This is a genomic window from Rugamonas aquatica, assembly GCF_009380215.1.
GTDB lineage: Bacteria > Pseudomonadota > Gammaproteobacteria > Burkholderiales > Burkholderiaceae_D > Rugamonas > Rugamonas aquatica_B.
Map to the genome: position 1 here is coordinate 109366 of NZ_WHUG01000003.1, position 23310 is coordinate 132675.

A 23310-nucleotide genomic window follows, 5' to 3' on the forward strand; every position below is an offset into this window, starting at 1 on the left:
TGTTTTACTTTTTAGAGGCGCGTTCGAATGCTTCGATGATCGGTTGCAGGCGCGCGCGCTTGAGCTTCAAGGCGGCCTGGTTGACGATCAGGCGCGACGAGATGTCCATGATCGCTTCGACCTCTTTCAGGTCGTTGGCGCGCAGCGTGTTGCCGGTGCTGACCACGTCGACGATGGCGTCCGACAGGCCGACCAGCGGCGCCAGTTCCATCGAGCCGTACAGCTTGATCAGATCGACGTGCACGCCCTTCTTGGCGAAGTGCTCGCGCGCGGTCTCGACGAACTTGGTGGCCACGCGCAGGCGCGCGCCCTGGCGTACAGCGGTCTCGTAGTCGAAACCGTTGCGCACCGCGACCGACATGCGGCAGGCCGCGATGTTCAAGTCGATGGGCTGATACAGGCCTTCGCCGCCGTGCTCCAGCAGCACGTCCTTGCCGGCCACGCCGAAGTCCGCCGCGCCGTGCTGCACGTAGGTCGGAACGTCGGTGGCGCGCACGATGATGACGCGCACGTCAGGATCGTTGGTCGACAGGATCAGCTTGCGCGAAGTCTCAGGGTTTTCGGTGACGGTGATGCCTGCCGCTTCCAGCAGCGGCAGGGTGTCCTCGAAAATACGTCCCTTCGACAGCGCGAGGATCAGCTGCGAATTGGCCTGGAATGCGCTCATGATTTATTTAATCCGTTTGATGTTGGCGCCGACTGCGGACAGTTTTACTTCCATCTGATCGTAGCCGCGGTCGAGGTGATAGATACGGTCGATCAGCGTTTCGCCGCGCGCGGTCAGGGCCGCGATCACCAGCGATGCCGAGGCGCGCAGGTCGGTCGCCATCACGGGCGCGCCCACCAGCTGCTCAACGCCTTTGATGAAGGCGGTGTTGCCGTCGGTTTCAATCGACGCGCCGAGACGGTTCATCTCCTGCACGTGCATGAAGCGGTTTTCGAAAATCGTTTCGGTCACGCGGCTGGCGCCGTCGGCGATGGTGTTCACCGCCATGAACTGCGCCTGCATATCGGTCGGGAAGCCTGGGTATTCGGTGGTGCGGAAGGTCACAGGCGCCGGGCGCTTGTCCATCTGCGCGCGGATCCAGTTGTCGCCGATGGTCATTTGCAGGCCGATCTCGCGCAGCTTGTCCAGCGCGGCGTCCATGATGTCGACGCGGGTGTTGCGGATGGTGATGTCGCCGCCGGTGGCAGCCACCGCGCACAGGAAGGTCGCCGCTTCGATACGGTCGGAGATCACCGCGTGCTTGGCGCCGTGCAGCTCTGCCACGCCTTGAATCACGAGGCGGTTGGTGCCGATGCCTTCGATCTTCGCGCCCATCGCCACCAGCAGGTTGGCCAGGTCGGTCACTTCAGGTTCGCAGGCGGCGTTTTCCAGCACGGTCTCGCCTTCGGCCAGCGTGGCGGCCATCAGCAGGTTTTCGGTGCCGGTCACGGTAATCATGTCGGTGACGATGCGCGCGCCCTTGAGCTTTTTGCACTTGGCGTAGATGTAGCCGCCTTCGACGGTGATGTCCGCGCCCAGCGCTTGCAGGCCCTTGATGTGCTGGTCCACCGGACGCGAGCCGATGGCGCAGCCGCCCGGCAGCGAGACCTTGGCTTCGCCGAAGCGCGCCAGCAAGGGACCGAGCACCAGAATCGATGCGCGCATGGTTTTCACCAGCTCATACGGGGCTTCCAGCTTGTTGATGGCGCTGCCGTTGAGCGTGACCTTGTCGCCGTCCTGCGTTACTTTGAGGCCGGTCTGGCTCAACAGCTTGAGGATGGTCGCCACGTCGTGCAGGTGCGGCACGTTGGACAGTTCGACGTCGCCAGAAGTCAGCAGGCCGGCGCACAGGATAGGCAGCGCCGCGTTCTTCGCGCCGGAGATGTTGATGTCGCCGTTCAGGCGGTTGCCGCCTTGTATGAGGAGCTTGTCCATGCTTGCTTATCCTTGGTATTCGTCAGGGGTGAGGGTTTTCATCGACAGCGCGTGGATCTCTTCGCGCATGCGGTCGCCCAGCGCGGCGTACACGATCTGGTGGCGCTGGATCAAACGCTTGCCGACGAAAGCCGGCGAGACGATGATGGCCTGGAAGTGCTGGCCGTCGCCCTCCACTTCGAGGTGGGTGCATTCGAGGCCGGCGCTCAGGTAGCCGTGGATCAGTTCTGGAGTAGTGGTCATGATGAAGTCCTTGGAATTAATGACGCAGACGATATCCGCTGCGCAGCAAACGAATCGCCAGCAGTGCCAACGCGACGAGGAAGGCGGAGACGATGCTCACGCTGACCAGCGGGTTGACGTCCGACTGGCCGAAGAAACCGTAGCGGAAGCCGTCGATCATGTAGAAGAACGGGTTCAGATGCGAGATCGTCAGCCAGAACGGCGGCAGCGAGTGGATGGAGTAGAACACGCCGGACAGGAAGGTCAGCGGCATGATCAGGAAATTCTGGAACGCGGCCAGCTGGTCGAATTTCTCGGCCCAGATGCCGGCGATCAGGCCCATGGTGCCGAGGATGGCGGCGCCCAGCAAGGCAAACACGATGATCCACAGCGGCGCGGTGAACGACAGGTGGGCGAACCACGCCGTCACCACGAACACGCCGAAGCCGACCACGATGCCGCGCACCATGGCGGCGATCACATAGGCCGAGAAGATCTCCCAGTGCGACAAGGGCGTAAGCAGCACGAACACCAGGTTGCCGGTGATCTTGGACTGGATCAGCGACGACGACGAATTGGCGAAGGAGTTCTGCAGAACGCTCATCATCACCAGGCCGGGGATCAGGAAGGCGGTGTAGCTGACGTCCGCGTAGACGGTGACGCGGCCTTCGAGCACGTGGCCGAAGATCAGCAGGTACAGCATGGCCGTCAGGATGGGCGCGGCGACGGTTTGCGTGGCGACCTTCCAGAAGCGCAGCGTCTCCTTGTAGACCAGGGTGCGGAAGCCGGTGGAGATGAAGTTCATACGGTGCCCTTATCCATGATCTGCAAGAAGATATCTTCCAGGTCAGCTTGTTGCAATTGCATTTCGTCGATCACGGCGCCGGATTCGCGCAGGCGCGCCAGCAGGGCTTCGACTTCAGCGTATTCGTTGATGCGCAGGCTGTACTTCTTGCCGTGCTCCGACTGCTCCGGGTGCGTGACCAGGTGGCGCAGGTCTTGCGGCAGGTCGCCGCTGCTCAGGTTCACGGTCAGCTGCGAGCCGGAGATGCGGCGTATCAGCGACGCCATCGTGTCCAGCGCGACGACCTTGCCGCTCTTGAGCATGGCCACGCGCTTGCACATGGCTTGCGCTTCTTCGAGGTAGTGGGTGGTCAGCACCACGGTGTGGCCTTCGCGGTTCAGGCGCGAGATGAACTTCCACAGCGTCTGGCGCAGTTCGACGTCGACGCCGGCGGTCGGCTCGTCGAGCACGATGACGGGCGGCTTGTGCACCAGCGCCTGCGCCACCAGCACGCGGCGCTTCATGCCGCCGGACAGGGCGCGCATGTTGACGTCGGCCTTGTTGGTCAGGTCGAGGTTGTGCATCACCTCATCGATCCAGGCGTCGTTGTTCGGCAGGCCGAAGTAGCCGGACTGCAGGCGCAGCGTCTCGCGCACCGTGAAGAAGGGGTCGAACACCAGCTCTTGCGGCACCACGCCCAGCTTCTTGCGCGCGGCGCGGAAATCGCCGGTGACGTCGTGGCCGTGGATGGTGACTTTGCCGGCGTCAGGCCGGATCAGGCCGGCGATGATGGAAATCAGTGTGGTCTTGCCGGCGCCGTTGGGGCCCAGCAGACCGAAAAACTCGCCCTCTTCGATCGAAAGGGACACGCCGCCCAGTGCCTGGAGCGACTTGTAGCGCTTCTCGACATTGCTTATTTGGATCGCTGTCATGCTTGACTTATCTGTAAGGTGCGGCGGCGCGAGCCGGCGCTGTGTGGCCTAAACGTGGCGGAAGATGCTGCGGGCGCCGCGGCTCTCAGGCAGCGGCAACGTTCAATTATATTGGAAATTCGGATCGGCAGAGCCGGACTGGCTATTTACCAGAGGTACTACGGGCGGCGGGGTGTGGCGGAGGTCAATGATGGTGGTGCGAGGCCGAGTCGTCGGCGAGACCGGTCTTCTTGGTGAAGAAGGTTTCCGGTGCATTGACCGGGGCAAATTCTTCGTGCAGCGGATTCGGCGCGGCAGGCGCGCCCGGCTCCAGCTGGACCGACGGCGGGAACAGCAGCGAGCATACGCCGTACAGCTTGGTCAGGCTTTGCAGCGCCGGCGGCAGGTTCTTCAGTTCCAGCTTGATGCCGGCGTCCTGGGCGGCGCGCTGCCACGCCAGCATGACCGACACCGCCACCGAATCCACCGTCAACACATGGCGCAGGTCGAACACGGTCTGGCCGGCCTTGAGGGCCGCCAGGCCGCGCTCCAGCGCCACGGAGGCGTTGAGCACGGTCAGAGTCGTGAGCGACTGCAGGTTGTCGATGGCTTCGGAGACGGCGGTAGACATGGCGTTATGGCTTATTTAGCTACGGTTTTCAGTGGTTTGTTGGCCAGCGACTTGTTCTTTTCCGTCAGCGTCTTGATCAGGCCGTCGATGCCGCCCTTGCCGATTTCGGAAGCGAAAGTGCCTTTGTAGGTCTCGACCAGCCACGCGCCCAGCACGTTGATGTCGTAGATCTTCCAGCCGGCAGGGGTCTTGGCGACGCGGTAGTTCAGCGGGATCGGTTCGCCACGGGCGACGTTGACCTGCGAACGGACTTCGACTTCGTTGTCGGTCGGATCGGAACGCATCGGCTTGAACTCGATGGTTTCGTTCTTAATCTGCGACAGCGCGCCCGAGTAGGTGAAGATCAGCAGCGTGCGGAACTGTTCCGACAGCGCTTTTTGCTGCTCAGGCGAGGCGTCGCGCCAGAAACGGCCGGCCGCCAGCGCGGTCATGCGCTGCGAATCGACGTACGGCAGGATCTTGCTTTCGACCAGGTCCAGCACTTTCTTCTGGTCGCCCGACTGGATCGCCTTGTCCGACTTGGCGGTTTCGATCACTTCCTGACTAATGCGCTTGACCAGAACGTCCGGCGCTTCGTTGGCAGGGGCAGCTGCCTGGGCGTTGGCAGCCAGGGCAACAGTTGCTACAGCGATAAGTTGTTTAATCAATTTCATGTTTTCGTTACCTTTGTGTGGTTCTTCGGGGTCACGGGCTGACAGGGGTCGCAGCCGGTGCGCCAGAGTTTAACTCTTTTGGCGCCGATTCGGATGACACGGGGGCAGAAGTTTGTGCGGCGGCAACCGGAGCGGCCACTGGTTTGGCGTCGACGTCGGCCGAATCATCCTTCTTGGACTTGCGCGGAGCATCGTCGCCGTCAGGATGAATCTGGCTCTCGCGGCGCTGCAGGAAACCGTCGCGGATGAACTCGTAGCGGTCCAGGGCGGCGTCTTCCAGCAGGCTGGTCGCGTTGAGCAGGTTAGCACGTTGGTCGACCACGCGCAGCGCGGTACCGGTGTTGCGGATGTAGACCGGTTCCTTGTAGCCCCAGATATCGCCCTTGATATCCAGCGGCAGGGCCACCGTGTCGCGCACGGTCGACGGGCCCAGCAGCGGCAGCATCAGGTAGGGGCCGGACGGCACGCCCCAGGTGCCCAAGGTCTGGCCGAAGTCTTCCTTGTGCTTTTGCAGGCCGGCTTCCGAGGCGATGTCGAACAGGCCGACGATGCCCAGCGTGGAGTTCAGCGCGAAGCGGGTGACGTCCGACATGCCGGCTTCGCCCTTGCCTTGCAGCAGGTTGTTGACGCCGGTCCAGGCGTCGGCCAGGTTGCCGAAGAAGTTGTTGACGCCGGTCTGCACGAAGTTCGGCAGCACATTGCGGTAGGCCGTCGCGGCCGGTTTCAGCGCGTAGGTGTCGACCGTATCGTTAAAGCTGAACATGGCGCGGTTGAAGCCTTCGTACGGATCGCGCGGGTTCGGGCCGGCGCAGCCGGCCAGCAGCACGGTGACGCCCAGCGCCAGTGCGGCACTACGGATGTGTTTCGAGGAACGTTGCGTCATTTGCTGTCCTTTCCTTCTGCAGCTTTGCTGTAGATGAACTGGTTAATCAGGTCTTCCAGTACGGCGGCAGACTGGGTACGGGCGATCTTGTCGCCGGCGGCCAGGTTGTTGGTGTCGCCGCCGGCTTCGATGCCCACGTATTGTTCGCCCAGCAGGCCGGCGGTCAGGATCTTGGCCGAGCTGTCTTTAGGGAATTTGTAACCTTCTTCCATGTTCAAGGTTACCAGTGCCTGGTAACTCTTGTCATCAAACTTGATCTCTCCCACACGGCCTACCACCACGCCGGCCGCCTTGACCGCCGCTTGCGGACGCAGGCTGCCGATGTTGTCGAACTTGGCGGTGATCGGATACACCTTGCCGAAGGACATGGAACCCATGTTGCCGGCCTTCAGCGCCAGAAACATCAGTGCGGCGACGCCGACGACGATGAACAGACCGACCCAGACATCCAGAGATTTACGTTGCATAGCGATTCCTTAGTTTCTTATCTTGTACTGTAGCGCTTATTTGCTGAACATCAGCGCCGTCATCATGAAGTCCAGCCACCAGATCATCAGCGATGAGATCACGACCGTGCGGGTGGTGGCGCGCGCCACGTCTTCCGGGGTCGGCTGGGCCTCATAGCCCTGGTACAGCGCAATGAAGGTGATGGCGATACCGAACACCACGCTCTTGGCAAAACCGTTGAAAATATCTTTCCAGATGTCGACGCCGCCCTGCATCTGCGACCAGAACGCGCCGTCGTCGACGCCGATCAGCTGCACGCCGACCAGCCAGCCGCCCAGCACGCCGACCGCGCTGAACACCGAAGCCAGCAGCGGCACCGAGATCACGCCGGCCCAGAAGCGGGGCGCCAGCACGCGCTGGATAGGGTTGACGGCCATCATTTCCATCGCCGACAGCTGCTCGCCAGCCTTCATCAGGCCGATTTCGGCGGTCAGCGAAGTGCCGGCGCGGCCGGCAAACAACAGCGCGGTGATCACCGGGCCCAGTTCGCGGGTCAGGCCCAGCGCCACCAGCAGGCCCAGCGACTGTTCGGCGCCGTATTTGTTCAGCGTGTAATAGCCCTGCAGGCCCAGCACCATGCCAACGAACAGGCCGGACAGCGTGATGATGAGCATCGAGTAATTGCCGATGAAGTGCAGCTGCTCGACCAGCAGCGCCGGACGGCGCAGCAGGCCGGGCGACACGCCCAGCATGTTGGCGAAGGTACGGGCGCCGTAGCCTATGCTTTCAACGTAATCGCGCAGCGGCGCGCCCAGCTTGGACAACCAGTTCTTGACGCTCATAAGACTTGCACTCCCAGGCCCAGGTCATCGGCCAGGGACTTGCCTGGATAGTGGAAGGGCACCGGACCATCGGCCTCGGCGTTGACGAACTGCTTCACGTACGGGTCGGTGGAGACCATCATGTCGTCCGGCGTGCCGTGCGCGACGATCTTGCCCTGCGACAGGAAGTAGACGTAGTCGGCGATAGCGAAGCATTCCTTGACGTCGTGCGAGACCAGTACGGTGGTCGAGCCCAGCGCGGTATTCAGGTTGCGGATCAGGTTGGCGGTGACGCCCATCGAGATCGGGTCGAGGCCGGCGAAGGGCTCGTCGTACATGATCAGTTCCGGGTCCAGCGCGATCGAACGGGCCAGCGCCACGCGGCGCGCCATGCCGCCGGAGATTTCGCCCGGCTTCAGCTTGGCGGCGTTGCGCAGGCCGACCGCGTGCAGTTTCATCAGCACCAGGTTGCGGATCAGCTCTTCCGGCAGGTCGGTATGCTCGCGCAGCGGGAAGGCGACGTTTTCAAAGACGGTGAGGTCGGTAAACAGCGCGCCATGCTGGAACAGCATGCCCATTTTGCGCCGCAGCAGATACAAGCCGGCGGTATTGAGCTTGTGCACAATCTGGCCCTGCACCTTGACATGGCCGCGTTGCGGGCGGATCTGGCCGCCGATCAGGCGCAATACCGTGGTCTTGCCGCTGCCCGAGCCGCCCATCACAGCGATCACTTTCCCGCGTGGGAAATCCATCTGGAGGCCCGACAGGATGGCGCGCTTTCCATAGGAAAAGTGTAGATCACGGATTTCGACTAGATTAGCCACGACTGAACTCATTGTTTTTAATGCCGTATTGTAGTGCAGAAAGGTTAATCTCTGCTGGCGTCCCCCTCTTTTGTGACAGAGAGAGGCATCGTAAGTAGCAGATAATACAACACTAATGAACCTAAAGTCAGCAATTTACACCTATCAAGAATTGTTACATTGCTGCATTGCACAAGCCATGGACGTAAAAAAACCGGCGGGAACGGGGATCACCCGTTCGCCACCGGCGGGAGGCAGGCTGTCGCGGTGCGCTGGGATTAGCGCGGCAGTTCCGAAGAGCCCATCAAAAACTCATCGACCGCGCGCGCGCACTGGCGGCCTTCGCGGATCGCCCACACCACCAGCGACTGGCCGCGGCGCACGTCGCCGGCGGCAAACACGTTGGGGGCGGAAGTCTTGTAGCAGCCTTCGCCGTCCGTGGTGGCCTTGGCGTTGCCGCGTGCATCTTTCTCGATGCCGAATGCGTCCAGCACATTGGCGACCGGCGACACGAAGCCCATCGCCAGCAGCACCAGGTCGGCCTTCATCTCGAATTCCGAATTCGGCACTTCGGCCATCTTGCCGTCTTTCCACTCGACGCGGCAGGCGACCAGCTTCTCGACCTTGCCGTTCTTGCCTTCCAGACGCTTGGTGGCCACCGCCCAGTCGCGCTCGCAGCCTTCCTCGTGCGACGAGGAGGTGCGCAGCTTGGTCGGCCAGTACGGCCAGACCAGCGGCTTGTTCTCTTGCTCCGGCGGCATGGGCATCAGTTCGAACTGCGTGACCGAAGCGGCGCCGTGGCGGTTCGAGGTGCCGACGCAGTCGGAACCGGTATCGCCGCCGCCGATCACCACCACGTGCTTGCCGGTGGCTTTCAGCTGGTCCTTCACCTTGTCGCCGGCGTTGACCTTGTTTTGCAGCGGCAGGAAGTCCATGGCGAAGTGCACGCCCTTCAGCTCGCGGCCCGGCACCGGCAGATCGCGCGGCTGCTCGGCGCCGCCGGCCAGGATGACAGCGTCGAATTCCTTCTCCAGGTCTTCCGGGAAGATGGTTTCCTTGGCCCAGTTGTTGACGTTGGCCGGGAAGTCCTTGCCGACCAGTACGCTGGTGCGGAACACCACGCCTTCGGCTTCCATCTGCTTGATGCGGCGGTCGATGTGCGACTTTTCCATCTTGAAGTCAGGGATGCCGTAGCGCAGCAGGCCGCCGACGCGGTCGCTCTTCTCGAACACGGTCACGGCATGGCCGGCGCGCGCCAGCTGCTGCGCCGCCGCCAGGCCGGCAGGACCGGAACCGACGATAGCGACCTTCTTGCCGCTCTGCTTGGCCGCAGGCTGCGGCACGACCCAGCCGTGTTCCCAGCCTTCGTCGATGATCTTGTGCTCGATCGACTTGATGCCGACCGGATCGTTGTTGATGCCCAGCGTACAGGCGGCCTCGCACGGCGCAGGGCAGATGCGGCCGGTGAATTCCGGGAAGTTGTTGGTCGAGTGCAGGGTGTCCAGCGCCTCGCGGTAGTTGCCGCGATAGACCAGGTCGTTCCAGTCCGGGATGATGTTGTTGACCGGGCAGCCGGTGTTGCAGAACGGGATGCCGCAATCCATGCAGCGCGCGCCCTGCACCTTGGCCTGTTCATTGGTCAGGGTGATGACGAATTCGGAATAGTTTTTCAAACGCGTAGCAGGCGGCAGATAGCTCTCGTCCTGACGCTTGAATTCCATGAAGCCGGTGATTTTACCCACGATAAGTCCTTTAGTTATCTGTTGCTGCGTCATTCCCGCGCAGGCGGGAATCCATGCTGAGCTAGCGTTCTATGGATTCCCGCTTGCGCGGGAATGACGACGTTCTTGGCTGTCTTATGCTGCGATCGGCTGGACGACGGCGGCTTCGTTCGCCACGTCTTCGGCCATTTCGATCAAGGCGCGCTTATATTCGCTCGGGAAGACCTTGACGAATTTGCCGCGGCCTTCGGCCCAGTTGTCCAGCAACAGGCGGGCACGGGTGCTGCCGGTGTGCTTGAAGTGGCGCTCGATCAAACGCTTCAGGATCACCTCGTCCGCCTCGCGGCCATGGTCCTTGTGCTGCACGTGCCAGGTCTCGCTCTGCGCTTCCTGCTCCTTGGCGGTCAGCACCGGCTCCAGCGTCACCATCGCGGTGTTGCAGCGGGCTTCGAAATCGCCTTCCGGGTCGTACACGTAGGCGATGCCGCCCGACATGCCCGCCGCGAAGTTGCGGCCGGTGGCGCCCAGCACCACCACGGTGCCGCCGGTCATGTATTCGCAACCGTGGTCGCCCGTGCCTTCGACGATGGCGGTGGCGCCCGAGTTACGCACGGCGAAACGCTCGCCGGCCACGCCGTTGAAGAAGGCTTCGCCGCTGATCGCGCCGTACAGCACGGTGTTGCCGATGATGATGTTGTTGACCGCCCAGCCACGGAACTCGGTGTTCGGACGCACGATGATGCGGCCGCCCGACAAGCCCTTGCCGACGTAATCGTTACCCTCGCCGACCAGGTCGATCGTGATGCCATGCGCCAGGAAGGCGCAGGCCGACTGACCCGCCGTGCCTTGCAACTGGATGTGGATGGTGTCGTCCGGCAGGCCGGCGTGGCCGTAGCGCTTGGCCACTTCGCCCGACAGCATGGTGCCGACGGTGCGGTTCAAGTTCTTCACCGGCGAGATGAAGGACACGCGCTCGCCTTTTTCCAGCGCCGCCTTGGCTTGCGCGATCAGCTTGTGATCGAGCGCCTTGTCGAGGCCGTGGTCCTGTTCCATCGTGTGGTAGATCGAATGACCTTCCTGCACTTCCGGCTGGTAGAAGATGTTGCTGAAGTCCAGGCCCTTGGCTTTCCAGTGCGTGATCGCCTTGGATTTGTCCAGCAGGTCGACGCGGCCGATCAGCTCGTCGTAGGTGCGGATGCCCAGTTGCGCCATCAGCTGGCGAGCCTCTTCGGCGACGAAGAAGAAGTAATTGACGACGTACTCAGGCTTGCCGGAGAACTTGGCGCGCAGCACAGGATCTTGCGTGGCGACGCCGACCGGGCAAGTGTTCAGGTGGCATTTGCGCATCATGATGCAGCCCTCGACCACCAGCGGCGCGGTGGCGAAGCCGATTTCATCGGCGCCCAGCATGGCGGCGATGACGACGTCGCGGCCGGTACGCATCTGGCCGTCGGCCTGGACGCGGATGCGGCTGCGCAGGCCGTTCAGCACCAGCGTTTGCTGGGTTTCAGCCAGGCCCAGCTCCCACGGCGTGCCGGCGTGCTTGACCGACGACAGCGGCGAAGCGCCGGTGCCGCCGTCATGGCCGGCGACGACCACGTGATCGGCCTTGGCTTTGGTCACGCCCGCAGCCACGGTGCCGATACCCACTTCCGACACCAGCTTGACCGAGATCGAAGCGCGCGGATTGGCGTTCTTCAAGTCGTGGATCAGCTGGGCCAAGTCTTCGATCGAATAAATATCGTGGTGCGGCGGCGGCGAGATCAGGCCCACGCCCGGCACGGAGAAGCGCAGCGTAGCGATGTATTCGGACACTTTATGGCCCGGCAGCTGGCCGCCTTCGCCAGGCTTGGCGCCCTGGGCCATCTTGATTTGAATCTGGTCGGCCGAGTTCAGGTAAGCCGCCGTCACGCCGAAACGGCCGGACGCCACCTGCTTGATGCGCGAACGCAGCGAGTCGCCTTCCTGCAGCGGAATGTCGACCACCATCTGTTCCTTGCCCATGACCGAAGCCATGGTCTCGCCCTGCTTGATCTTGATGCCTTTCAGTTCCATCGTGTAGCGCGATGGATCTTCGCCGCCTTCGCCGGTGTTGGACTTGCCGCCGATGCGGTTCATCGCCACCGCCAGGGTCGCGTGGGCTTCGGTCGAGATCGAACCCATGGACATCGCGCCGGTCGCGAAACGCTTGACGATTTCCTTGGCCGGCTCGACTTCGTCCAGCGGGATCGCCTTCGACGGATCGAGCTTGAACTCGAACAGGCCGCGCAGCGTCAGGTGGCGCTTGCTCTGGTCGTTGATGATCTGGGCGTACTCTTTATAGCTGGAGAAGTTGTTGCTGCGGGTCGAATGCTGCAACTTGGCGATCGCATCCGGGGTCCACAGATGGTCTTCGCCGCGCACGCGGTAGGCGTACTCGCCGCCGGCGTCGAGGTGGTTTTCCAGCACAGGATCGTTGCCGAAGGCCAGGTTATGCAGGCGCAGCGCTTCTTCCGCCACTTCGAACACGCCGATGCCCTCGACGTTGGAAGCCGTGCCCTTGAAGTACTTATCGACCAGCGACTTGTTCAGGCCGACGGCTTCGAAGATCTGCGCGCCGCAGTAGGACATGTAAGTCGAGATGCCCATCTTGGACATGACCTTCATCAGGCCCTTGCCGATGGCCTTGGTGTAGTTGTAGACCGCCTTGTCGCCCGACATATCGCCCGGCATGCCGTGCGCCATCTCGACCAGGGTTTCCATCGCCAGGTAAGGGTGGATGGCTTCGGCGCCATAGCCTGCCAGCAGCGCGAAGTGGTGGGTTTCGCGGGCCGAGCCGGTTTCCACGACGAGGCCGGTGGAAGCGCGCAAGCCCTTGCTTACCAGGTGCTGATGGATGGTGGATGTCGCCAGAAGCGCGGGGATGGCGACACGATCGGCGCCAACCGAGCGATCCGACACGATCAGAATGTTGTGGCCGGACTTGACCGCATCGACCGCCTCTGCGCACAACGAGGCCAGGCATGCTTCCACGCCTTCCTTGCCCCAGGCCAGCGGGTAGCAGATGTTCAGCTCGTACGACTTGAACTTGCCGCCGGTGTGCAGGCTGATGCCGCGCAGGCGGGCCATGTCGTCGAAGCCCAGCACCGGCTGCGACACTTCAAGGCGCATCGGCGGGTTGACGTTGTTGGTGTCCAGCAGGTTGGGTTTCGGGCCGATGAAGGACACCAGCGACATCACCATCGCTTCGCGGATCGGGTCGATCGGCGGATTGGTCACTTGCGCGAACAGCTGCTTGAAGTAGTTGTACAGCGGCTTGAGCTTGTTGGACATGACGGCCAGCGGCGAGTCGTTGCCCATCGAGCCGGTGGCTTCTTCGCCGGCGGCGGCCATAGGCGCCATCAGGAATTTCAAGTCTTCCTGGGTGTAGCCGAAGGCCTGTTGGCGGTCCAGCAGCGATGGCAGGGCTTTTTCGCCCGGCGCGGCGTTGTCCTTGGCGCGGTTGTGCGCCAGCTGGCTTTCGCTGAGCTTGATTTCGTTGAGCTTGATGCGTACCGCGTTGATCCATGCCTTGTACGGCTTGGCGTTGGCGTAGGTGTCTTTCAGCTCTTTATCGTCGATGATGCGGCCCGCTTCCAGGTCGATCAGGAACATCTTGCCTGGTTGCAGGCGCCATTTCTGGATGATCTTCGATTCAGGAATCGGCAGCACGCCCGATTCCGAGGCCATCACCACCAGGTCGTCGTCGGTGACGATGTAGCGGGCCGGACGCAGGCCATTGCGGTCCAGCGTGCCGCCGATGTAGCGGCCGTCGGTGAAGGCCATGGCCGCCGGGCCGTCCCACGGTTCCATCATGGCGGCGTGATATTCGTAGAACGCGCGGCGATTGTCGTCCATCGTGCCGTGATTTTCCCAGGCTTCCGGGATCATCATCATCATCGCCTGGGCGATCGGATAGCCAGCCATCAGCAGCAGTTCCAGCGCGTTGTCGAAGCAGGCGGTGTCCGACTGGCCTTCGTAGATCAGCGGGAACAGCTTGCCCAGGTCGTCGCCCAGCACGGCGGATTTCATCACGCCTTCACGGGCGCGCATCCAGTTGAAGTTGCCTTTGACGGTGTTGATCTCGCCGTTGTGGGCGATCAGGCGGTACGGGTGGGCCAGCGGCCATTCCGGGAAGGTGTTGGTCGAGAAACGCTGGTGCACCAGCGCCAGCGCCGACACGCAGCGCGCATCCTGCAAGTCTTTGTAGTACACGCCGACCTGGTCCGCCAGCAGCAGGCCCTTGTACACGATGGTGCGGGCCGACAGCGAGGCCACGAAGAATTCTTTGCCGTGGATCAGTTTCAGCGCCTGGATGGCGTGGCCCGACGATTTGCGGATCACGTACAGCTTACGCTCCAGCGCATCGGTCACCATGATGTCGGCGCCGCGGCCGATGAAGATCTGGCGGATGACCGGTTCCTTGGCGCGCACGGTAGGGGACATCGGCATGTCGCAGTCCACCGGCACATTGCGCCAGCCCAGCACGACCTGGCCTTCGGCGCGCACGGCGCGCTCGATTTCCTGTTCGCAGGCGATGCGCGATGCATTTTCTTTAGGCAGGAACACCATGCCGACGCCGTATTCGCCTGGCGGCGGCAGTTCCACGCCCTGCTTGGCCATTTCGTCGCGGTAGTACTGGTCGGGGATCTGGATCAGGATGCCGGCGCCGTCGCCCATCAGCGCATCGGCGCCCACGGCGCCCCGGTGATCGAGGTTCTTCAGGATCAACAGACCCTGTTCCACAATGGAGTGGCTCTTGTTGCCCTTGATGTGGGCGACGAAACCGACGCCGCAGGCATCGTGTTCATTGGACGGATCGTACAGACCTTGGGCTTTCATGGGCTCTCCACTGCAATTTTGACTAACGAAAAACTAGAGTAGTGCAATGCAGCAGAAAATTCAACAATAACAATTAGGGTCGGAGTCGGATTAATTTTTTCAAAGTTGCCGGGATTTTTAATTAGGGACAGAGTGATGCCGGTTCTAAAAAAACCGCAGGAACCGGCGATTCCTGCGGCATCCGCTAGCTGTTCAGGCAGCTTCCGGCTTGATTTTGAACGGCCTGCCGCGCTTGGCCGGCAATACCTGGCGCTTGACCTTGTGCTGCAGCGCCGTCTTGAACTGCTCGCTACCCAGCGGCCAGCCTTTCAGCAGCGCCTTGCTGATATGCGCCACCTCGTCCTCGCTCAACGCCGCCTCGGCCAGCGCGATATACGCGGCTTCGCGCTGGAATGGCGTGTTACCCAGCTCCCAGAACTTCGGATGGTCGACGATCAGGCCGTCCGAGCGCAGCCCGGCGTGGTGCGGGTAGCTGGACCACGGATAATCCTCGGCCCGCCCTACCATGCCGTTGCGCACCGGATTGAACTCGATATATCGGCTGCACGACATGAAGTATTGCTCGGCGTCGATGAGCGAGGTTTTGTAGCGTCCGTTCCACAAAGTTCCACTACGGCCATATTTTTGATTGAAATAGGGCACGTAATAGCGGCCTATCCACTGCATCATCTGGCCCAGGCCATCCGCGTCGGCCGGCGTGACCAGCAAATGCAGGTGATTCGGCATCAAAACATAGGCGTGCACGGCCACTTTGTAGTTTTTGGCAGCGGTGCGCAGCCAGCCGAGGAAGGTTTGATAGTCTTCGGCATCCAGGAACACCGGCTGGTTGTTATTGCCGGTCTGGATGACGTGATGAGGCTGGCCAGGGACGATCAAACGGGGGAGACGTGCCATAATTTTGAGCAGAATAAATCGGATGCACCGATTCTACACCACTCTGTCCCCGATTATTCAGGCTCGCCGAAAAACCGGCGCGACTCTGTCCCTGTTTTTTTTAAGAGAGGTTGAAGCTGGCCGACAGGCTGTAGCCCTCGCCATAGGCGCTGCGCAGCGGCAGATCCTGGCCCAGGCCGGTGCGGGCCTTCTTGCGCAGGCGGTACACTAGCATGTCGACGCGACGGCCGGCGTCCGGATCGTCGCCGCCGATGCCGGCCACGATGACCTGGCGCGGCACGGGACGGGTGTTGATCGTCAGCAGATGCAGGAAATTGCATTCCTTTTCAGTCAGCGTGATCGCCATGCCCTGCAGCTCCAGCTGGCGGGCGCTGACCTTCAGCGTCCACTTGCTCGGCGCAGGGATGGTTTCCTGCGGACCCACGCGACGGTCCAGCGCCTCGATGTGGGCGGCCAGCTCCGGGAATTTGATCGGCTTGGTCAGGTAGTGGTCGGCGCCCAGGCGCAGGCCGAGGATGCGGTTGTCGAAGGCGACACGGCCGGTCAGCACCAGCAGGCCGATTTGCGGGTACAGCTGGCGCATCCGGGGTATCACATTGAAACCGTCTTCGTCCGGCAAGCCCAGGTCAAGCACTACCACGCCGACGTTGCCCTGGCTCAGGGCGGACCACATATCGCTGGCATTGTTAGTGATGTGCACTTCGTGTTCAAGCTCAGTCAAAAACTCTGCCATTTCCTCGGCATAGTCCAGATTGTCTTCCACGATGAGTATTTGCGTCATTGATGCGCCATTCGATCGATTATTGAGCAACGGTGCTCAGTCCTGCCTAGCCGCTTCAGCTTGCGTCCAAGGAATTATCACTGCTGCCATCCGCCCGCGCAAGGCTTTTCCCGGCACTGGCCGCCACGGGCAGCCAAATCCGAAATTCCGTGCCGCTTTCAGAAACATTTGTTGCCGTCAGCGTACCTCCGTGTACGTCCACCACCGCGCGCGCCATATACAAACCCAGGCCCGATCCGGCGATGCCGGCAGCGTTACTGCCACGGAAGGATTTGTCGAACACCTGCGCCCATTCCGCCGCCGGCAAACCGGCGCCGCGATCGCGCACCAGAAATTCGATGCCGCCCTCGCTTGCCATTTTGCCTATCAATTCTATCGGAGTATTAGCGTCTGTGTACTTAATTGCATTGTCCAGCAAAATTTCTAAGCATAAGCGCACACCGGCGGGGTCGCAGCGCATCCACTGTGGCAGCGTTTCCAGCCGCAGCGTGATGCCGCCGCGGCGGCTGCGCGCCTGCTCGACCACGGCTTCCAGCAGCGCGGCGGGGGAGATTTCATTGGGCTGGCGCTCGCGGCCGATGCTGGCCATGCGCTCGGGCGACAGGTATTCGTCCAGCATCGCCAGCATGCGGTCGACTGCGGTCTGAATCTTGCGATAGCGCTTGCGGGTGCCTTCGTCGTGATGGGCGCCCGTCATTTCCAGGCGCTGCACGGCGCCGTCGATGGTCGACAGCGGCGTGCGGAATTCGTGCGACAGCATGGAGGCGAATTTTTTCTGTTGCGCGGCCAGTTCGCGCCGCGCGCTCAGGTCGCGCACCACGCCGACCACGGACACCGCCGCGCCCTGCTCGTCGACGATCAGCGTGGATTCGATTTCCACCGGCACCATGCGGCCGTCGGCATGCGGCAACTCGGTTTCGCGCAGCAGGCGACGGCGGCTCAGGTCGCCGCCTGCGTGGCGCTGCAGCCGCGTCGGCAAGTGCTGCAGCAAGCCGTCGGCCAGCGCCTGCGCGGAGTCCAGCGTGTAGCCGAACTGGCGTTCAGCGGCCGGACTGAGCCAGGAAAGCTTGAGGCTGGCGCAATCGGCCATCCAGCTGACCTCGCCGCTGTGCTGGAGCAGCAGGCGATAACGTTCCGCCTCCGCCTGCGACTGGCGCAATGCCGCTTGCAGTTCGTCGACGGTGGCCATCTATTCCACCAGCGGCGCGAAGATCTGCTGCAAATCTTCCTGGGTGAGCGCCATTTTCTGCGACTCGCCTTCGGCCAGGATGGATTGCGCCAGATCGGATTTTTTCTGTTGCAGCACCTGGATTTTTTCCTCCAGCGTGCCCTTGGCGATCAGCTTGTAGACGAACACCGGCTTGTCCTGGCCGATGCGCCAGGCGCGGTCGGTGGCCTGGTTTTCCGCCGCCGGGTTCCACCACGGATCGTAGTGGATCACGGTGTCGGCCGCCGTCAGGTTCAGGCCGACGCCGCCGGCTTTCAGGCTGATCAGGAAGATCGGCACCGCGCCCTGCTGGAAGGCCGCCACTTGCGCGCTGCGGTCCTTGGTCTCGCCGGTCAGCAGCGCATACGGGATATCGCGCGCTTCCAGTTCCTCCTCGATCAGTTCCAGCATGCTGGTGAACTGCGAGAACACCAGGATCTTGCGATTCTCTTCCAGCAAATCCTCGACCATCTGCATCAGATCGACCAGCTTGGCCGAGCCGGCCGTCTGCTTCTTCGACGGCAGCGACTTGACCAGGCGCGGATCGCAGCACACCTGGCGCAGCTTCAGCAGCGCCTCCAGGATGACGATCTGGCTGCGCGCCACGCCCTTGCGGTCGATTTCCTCGCGCACCTTCTGGTCCATGGCCAGGCGCACGGTTTCGTACAGGTCGCGCTGGGCGCCGGTCAGTTCGACCTTGCGCACCATCTCGGTCTTGGGCGGCAATTCCTTGGCCACATTGTCCTTGGTCCGGCGCAGCAGGAAAGGCTTGATGCGGCGGTTCAGCAGCGCGCGCCGCAGCGGGTCGTCCTGGCGCTCGATCGGATGGCGGAACACGGTGTTGAAACCCTTCTCGTCGCCGAGCAGGCCCGGCAGCAGGAAGTGGAATTGCGACCACAGCTCGCCCAGGTGGTTTTCCAGCGGCGTGCCGGACAGGCACAGCCGATGGCGCGCGCGCAGCAGGCCGGCGCTTTGCGCGGCCTTGCTGCGGGTGTTCTTGATGTAGTGCGACTCGTCCAGGATGACCAGGTGGAAATCGTGCTCGCGCAGTTTTTCCTCGTCGCGCGGCAGCAGCGCATAGGTGGTCAGCACCAGGTCGGCTTCGTCGATCTGGTCGAACTGGCCCATGCGGTCTTTGCCTTGCAGCAGCAGCACGCGCAGGCCGGGCGCGAAACGCGCCGCCTCTTCCTGCCAGTTGCCCATCAGGCTGGTCGGCGCGATCACCAGCGCCGGCGCGGTCAGGCGGCCGGCTTCCTTCTCGACCAGAATGTGAGCCAAGGTCTGCACGGTCTTGCCCAGGCCCATATCATCGGCCAGGATGCCGGCGAAGTTGTATTCACGCAGGAACTGCATCCACGACAGGCCGTCGGTCTGGTAGTCGCGCAGCGTGGCCTGCAGGCCGGCCGGCGTGGCGACGCGTTTGACGGCGCCGAACTGGTTCAGGCGCGCGCCCATTTCGCGCAATTCCTCGCCGCCGTGCCAGTTCAGCTCGACGTTGCGGGCCAGCTCGTCCAGACGCGCGGCGTCCAGCGTGGCCATGCGCAGCGAAGTCTTGATCTTGTCGCTGAAATACAACTCGCCCAGCGTGGTCAGGATCGGTTTGACGCGGCCCCAAGGCAGCGCGACCCGGCTGCCGTCCGGCAGCGTGGCCAGCATCTGGTCTTCGTCGCCGTGCTGGGCGATGATCTTGGGATTGAAATCGTTGGGCGCGCTGCGGATCATCTGCACCAGCACCGGCAGCAGCGGCACGCGGTCCTGGTCGACCATGATGCCCAGCTCCAGCTCGAACCAGGCGCGGCCGCCGTCGGCCGGATCTTCCGTCACGTCGGCATACCAGTCGCCGACATCGGTGACGTCGTAGCGGTACTTGACGGTTTTTTCGACTTTCCAGCCGGCGTCCTTCAGCGCGGCGACGCCGTCGCGGGCAAAGCGCAGCCATTCGGCCTGGGAGGGCAGCAGCAAGCCCCCCTTGACGCTGCTCAGCGGCAGCGTGGCCGGCGGCACGAAGTGGCGTTCGGTCAGCAGCGCCAGTGCCAGCTCTTCGGCGGCGGCGTCGCGCTGGATGATCTCGGTGACTTCGCCCTTCTGGCGCACCACGCGCTGCGACGGATCGAAGGACACGCGCTCGCCGTCGTAGTCGAAGGACAGCACGGCGAAATCGTGCCAGCGTTGCAGCGAACCGTCGGCCAGCATGGCGGCGTCCAAGGTCAGCACCGGACGCGGCTTGACGTCGTCGCGCACGCGCTGCGGCAGCGGCTGCGGCAGCGGCATCAGCTGTTGCAGGCCGTGCGCCAGCAGCAGTTGCGACACGCGCATCTTGTCGTTATTGGTCAGCAGCGGGGCTTGCGCCACCAGCGCCTGCAAATCGGCCAGCGGAATCGAGGCGCCGCCCTGGTTCAGCTGCAGTACGCCGCAGGACAGGTTGTCGATGTACCACGGCGGATCGGTCGGCAGCATGTAGTCGACCTGGTCGGCGCCGACATGCTTGGCGTTCGGCGGCGCCTGCACTTGCCAGCCGAGCCGCAGGCCCTTGCCTTCTTCGCGCCAGGCCAGGTTGGCTTCGCGCATCACGCCGCCCTTGAGCGGGTAGACCAGGCCGTTGCCGACGTCGGCCCAGGAATTCGCCCAGAGCAATTTATCCTGTTCGGCCAGCATGTTCAGCAGCGCCGCGCCGATCTTGCCGCGCGGTTCGGTGGCGGAACCGGTCTGGGAATTCTGTCCGCTGCGCATGGCAACGAAGAAACGGATCAAGTCCTCGTCGCCGGCCGCGAGGAAGCTCGGCGGCGCCGACAGCAGCGAAAACACTTCGCTGACCGGGCTGGCCGCGGCGACATCGCCGTTCGAGCGCAGGCGGGCCTTGTACAGGCACAGCGCCACATGGCGGCCGCCGCTGGTGGGCGCCATCACGTAGATCAGCTTGTATTGGGTTTGTTGCTTCGGATCGCTATCGACCGGCGGCGCGTTCAGTTTGGCTTTGGGATGCGCTGCCGCATCCACACGCTGCAGCCAGGTGGCTACGGCGTACGACAATTGATTCGCGGGCGGCGCAGGGCGAGCGGGAGATGCTGGGGCGGCCGGAGCAGCTGGCTTGGCGGGAACATCGTCGGTGGCGTCGTCGCGGGTAAAATCCATAGGTCGCATTGTTGGTCAAAGATGGTTCAAAAACGGCAACAGGCGATATTATCCGCCATACACGCGTTCGTGTTTGCGGATTCTTCATAAAACCCGCATGTAAACGTGTTACTAGCGTGTTCTCCGGGCTGCGCACAGTCCTTTTGGACTGTCAAGACTGGCACATTCGCGCCGATTGCGTATGATTCCGGGCTTGACTGCTTAGGAATCGCCCACATGTTGCCTTCTATCGAACAACGTCTTGCCCTGGAACTGAACGCCAAACCGGTGCAGGTCGCCGCCGCCATCGCCCTGCTGGACGAAGGCGCCACGGTGCCCTTCATCGCCCGCTACCGGAAAGAAGCCACCGGCGGCCTGGACGACATTCAACTGCGCCTGCTCGAAGAACGACTGCGCTACCTGCGCGAGCTGGAAGACCGCCGCGCCGCCATCGTGGCATCGATCACCGAGCAGAACAAGATGACACCGGAACTGTTAGATGCTGTCATGCACGCAGAAGACAAGACCCGTCTTGAAGACTTATACCTGCCCTACAAGCAAAAGCGCCGCACCAAAGCGCAAATCGCCATCGAAGCGGGCCTGGCGCCGCTGGCCGACGGCCTGCTGGGCAATCCGGAACTGACTCCTGAGATGGAAGCCAACAAGTTCCTGCGCGAAGCCTTCACCACCGCCGACGGCAACAATCCGGGCGTGGCCGACACCAAGGCGGCGCTGGACGGCGCCCGCCAGATCCTGATGGAACGCTTTGCCGAAGATGCAACCTTGCTGCAATCCTTGCGCGAATACGTTCTGGATCACGGCATTGTTGAATCCAAGGTCGTCGAAGGCAAGCAGGACGAAGGCGAAAAATTCGCCGACTACTTCGATTATTCCGAAACCATCGGCACCGTGCCGTCGCACCGCGCGCTGGCCCTGTTGCGCGGCCGCCGCGAAGGCATCCTGGACGTCACGCTGCGGCTGGACACCGAAGCCGAGAAACCGAAGTGGGACGCGCCGCACAACCCGTGCGAAGGCCGCATCGCCGCCCGTTTCGGCATCAAGAACCAGGGCCGTCCGGCCGACAAATGGCTGGGCGACACCGCCCGCTGGACCTGGCGCGTGAAGAGCTTCATGCACCTGGAAACCGAACTGATGGGCGCACTGCGCGAGCGTTCCGAGCTGGACGCGATCAACGTCTTCGCCACCAACCTGAAGGCGCTGCTGCTGGCCGCGCCGGCCGGCCAGCGCGCCACCATGGGCCTGGACCCGGGCCTGCGCACCGGCGTCAAGGTGGCCGTGGTGGACGCCACCGGCAAGGTGGTCGATACCGCCGTCATCTACCCGCACCAGCCGAAGAACGACTGGGACGGCTCGCTGCACACTCTGGGCAAGCTGGCGGCCAAGCACAATGTATCGTTGATTTCCATCGGCAACGGCACCGCCTCGCGTGAAACCGACAAGCTGGCGCAGGATTTGATCAAGCAATTCCCTGAGCAAAAAATGAGCAAGATCGTCGTCTCGGAAGCGGGCGCGTCGGTGTACTCGGCATCGGAATTCGCCTCGCGCGAACTGCCCGACATGGACGTGTCGCTGCGCGGCGCGGTGTCGATCGCCCGCCGTTTGCAGGACCCGCTGGCCGAGCTGGTCAAGATCGATCCGAAATCCATCGGCGTCGGCCAGTACCAGCACGACGTGTCGCAGACCCAGCTGGCCCGCTCGCTGGACGCGGTGGTCGAGGATTGCGTGAACGCGGTGGGCGTCGATGTCAACACCGCCTCGGCGCCGCTGCTGGCGCGCGTGTCGGGGCTGTCGTCGACGGTGGCGCAGGCCATCGTCACCTACCGCGACTCGAAGGGCGCTTTCACCTCGCGGGCTGGCCTGAAAGCCGTGCCGCGCCTCGGCGACAAGACCTTCGAACAGGCGGCCGGCTTCCTGCGCGTGATGGGCGGCGAGAATCCGCTGGATGCCTCGGCGGTGCACCCGGAATCGTATCCGCTGGTGGAAAAAATCCTCGGCGACATCAAGAAGGACATCAAGGCCGTCATCGGCGAAACCGCGCTGATCAAGACGCTGAACCCGGCCAAGTACGCCGACGACAAATTCGGCGTGCCGACCATCACCGACATCCTGAAGGAGCTGGAGAAGCCGGGCCGCGATCCGCGTCCCGAGTTCACCACCGCCACCTTCAAGGAAGGCGTGGAAGAAATCCGCGACCTGCGTCCGGACATGATTTTGGAAGGCGTGGTCACCAACGTGGCGGCCTTCGGCGCCTTTGTCGACATCGGCGTGCACCAGGACGGCCTGGTGCACATCTCGGCGCTGTCGAACACCTTCGTCAAGGATCCGCACACGGTGGTCAAGGCCGGCCAGGTGGTCAAGGTCAAGGTGCTGGAAGTGGACGAGAAGCGCAAGCGCATCGCCCTGACCATGCGCCTGAGCGACAGCGCGCCGCAGGCCGGCTCGCAACCGCAGCAGCGCGGCGACCGCAACGACCGCAAGAGCATGGGCCAGCATCAGAAGCAGGCCGCCAAGTCCGAGCCTATCGGCGGCAGCATGGCGGCCGCGTTCGCCAAGCTGCGCGGCTGATCCAACGGCCATAAAAATACCGGTGCCGGCGTTTTCTTATAAAATGACGGCATCTATTTACATCTTTTCACTGA

The 23310-nt window shown here is 62.8% G+C and carries 18 protein-coding genes; 1 reads left to right on the forward strand and 17 read right to left on the reverse strand.

The window, feature by feature from the left end:
- Window positions 1–4: 4 nt before the first annotated feature.
- The 17 genes from hisG to GEV02_RS08570 all read right to left on the reverse strand — a co-directional run bounded on the left by hisG (window position 5) and on the right by GEV02_RS08570 (window position 20671).
- Window positions 5–667, reverse strand: coding sequence for an ATP phosphoribosyltransferase (hisG, locus tag GEV02_RS08490; protein ID WP_008443069.1), 663 nt, complete (start codon window positions 665–667; stop codon window positions 5–7).
- A 3-nt stretch (window positions 668–670) separates the two neighbouring features.
- Window positions 671–1921: a UDP-N-acetylglucosamine 1-carboxyvinyltransferase gene (murA, locus tag GEV02_RS08495; RefSeq protein WP_152837623.1), complete on the reverse strand. Its 1251-nt coding sequence runs from the start codon at window positions 1919–1921 to the stop codon at window positions 671–673.
- Window positions 1922–1927: 6 nt separating this feature from the next.
- Window positions 1928–2164: a BolA family protein gene (locus GEV02_RS08500; protein WP_070267817.1), complete on the reverse strand. Its 237-nt coding sequence runs from the start codon at window positions 2162–2164 to the stop codon at window positions 1928–1930.
- Between the two features lie 16 nt (window positions 2165–2180).
- Window positions 2181–2948, reverse strand: a complete 768-nt coding sequence (locus GEV02_RS08505) for an ABC transporter permease (RefSeq protein WP_152837624.1) — start codon at window positions 2946–2948, stop codon at window positions 2181–2183.
- Window positions 2945–3859 carry an ABC transporter ATP-binding protein gene (locus tag GEV02_RS08510; RefSeq protein ID WP_152837625.1) on the reverse strand — a complete coding sequence of 305 codons (915 nt, stop codon included), beginning with the start codon at window positions 3857–3859 and terminating at the stop codon, window positions 2945–2947. Before GEV02_RS08510 ends, GEV02_RS08505 begins: the two co-directional genes overlap by 4 nt.
- A gap of 184 nt (window positions 3860–4043) precedes the next feature.
- Window positions 4044–4469, reverse strand: a complete 426-nt coding sequence (locus GEV02_RS08515) for an STAS domain-containing protein (protein WP_152837626.1) — start codon at window positions 4467–4469, stop codon at window positions 4044–4046.
- A gap of 11 nt (window positions 4470–4480) precedes the next feature.
- Entirely contained in the window at window positions 4481–5122 is a 642-nt protein-coding gene (locus tag GEV02_RS08520) for an MlaC/ttg2D family ABC transporter substrate-binding protein (RefSeq protein WP_152837627.1), read from the reverse strand.
- Window positions 5123–5153: 31 nt separating this feature from the next.
- Window positions 5154–6005, reverse strand: a complete 852-nt coding sequence (locus tag GEV02_RS08525) for an MlaA family lipoprotein (RefSeq protein WP_152837628.1) — start codon at window positions 6003–6005, stop codon at window positions 5154–5156.
- Window positions 6002–6472: an outer membrane lipid asymmetry maintenance protein MlaD gene (mlaD, locus tag GEV02_RS08530; protein ID WP_070267829.1), complete on the reverse strand. Its 471-nt coding sequence runs from the start codon at window positions 6470–6472 to the stop codon at window positions 6002–6004. Before mlaD ends, GEV02_RS08525 begins: the two co-directional genes overlap by 4 nt.
- 36 nt (window positions 6473–6508) lie before the next feature.
- Entirely contained in the window at window positions 6509–7294 is a 786-nt protein-coding gene (gene mlaE / locus GEV02_RS08535) for a lipid asymmetry maintenance ABC transporter permease subunit MlaE (RefSeq protein ID WP_070358804.1), read from the reverse strand.
- Entirely contained in the window at window positions 7291–8109 is an 819-nt protein-coding gene (locus GEV02_RS08540; protein ID WP_152837629.1) for an ABC transporter ATP-binding protein, read from the reverse strand. Before GEV02_RS08540 ends, mlaE begins: the two co-directional genes overlap by 4 nt.
- Window positions 8110–8354: 245 nt before the next feature.
- Window positions 8355–9818: a glutamate synthase subunit beta gene (locus GEV02_RS08545; protein ID WP_328595759.1), complete on the reverse strand. Its 1464-nt coding sequence runs from the start codon at window positions 9816–9818 to the stop codon at window positions 8355–8357.
- A 114-nt stretch (window positions 9819–9932) separates the two neighbouring features.
- Window positions 9933–14657 carry a glutamate synthase-related protein gene (locus GEV02_RS08550; RefSeq protein WP_152837631.1) on the reverse strand — a complete coding sequence of 1575 codons (4725 nt, stop codon included), beginning with the start codon at window positions 14655–14657 and terminating at the stop codon, window positions 9933–9935.
- 192 nt (window positions 14658–14849) lie between these two features.
- Window positions 14850–15551, reverse strand: a complete 702-nt coding sequence (locus GEV02_RS08555; protein WP_152837632.1) for an REP-associated tyrosine transposase — start codon at window positions 15549–15551, stop codon at window positions 14850–14852.
- A gap of 100 nt (window positions 15552–15651) precedes the next feature.
- Window positions 15652–16332, reverse strand: coding sequence for a response regulator transcription factor (locus tag GEV02_RS08560; RefSeq protein ID WP_008443102.1), 681 nt, complete (start codon window positions 16330–16332; stop codon window positions 15652–15654).
- A 55-nt stretch (window positions 16333–16387) separates the two neighbouring features.
- Window positions 16388–17521 (reverse strand): PAS domain-containing sensor histidine kinase, encoded by a 1134-nt coding sequence (locus tag GEV02_RS08565; protein ID WP_152837633.1) that lies wholly within the window; start codon window positions 17519–17521, stop codon window positions 16388–16390.
- Window positions 17522–20671: a DEAD/DEAH box helicase gene (locus GEV02_RS08570; RefSeq protein WP_152837634.1), complete on the reverse strand. Its 3150-nt coding sequence runs from the start codon at window positions 20669–20671 to the stop codon at window positions 17522–17524.
- 216 nt (window positions 20672–20887) lie between these two features.
- On the opposite strand from GEV02_RS08570, the gene GEV02_RS08575 reads away from it, so the two are divergent.
- Complete coding sequence (locus GEV02_RS08575) at window positions 20888–23236, forward strand: Tex family protein (RefSeq protein ID WP_152837635.1); 2349 nt, start codon at window positions 20888–20890, stop codon at window positions 23234–23236.
- Window positions 23237–23310 lie beyond the last annotated feature (74 nt).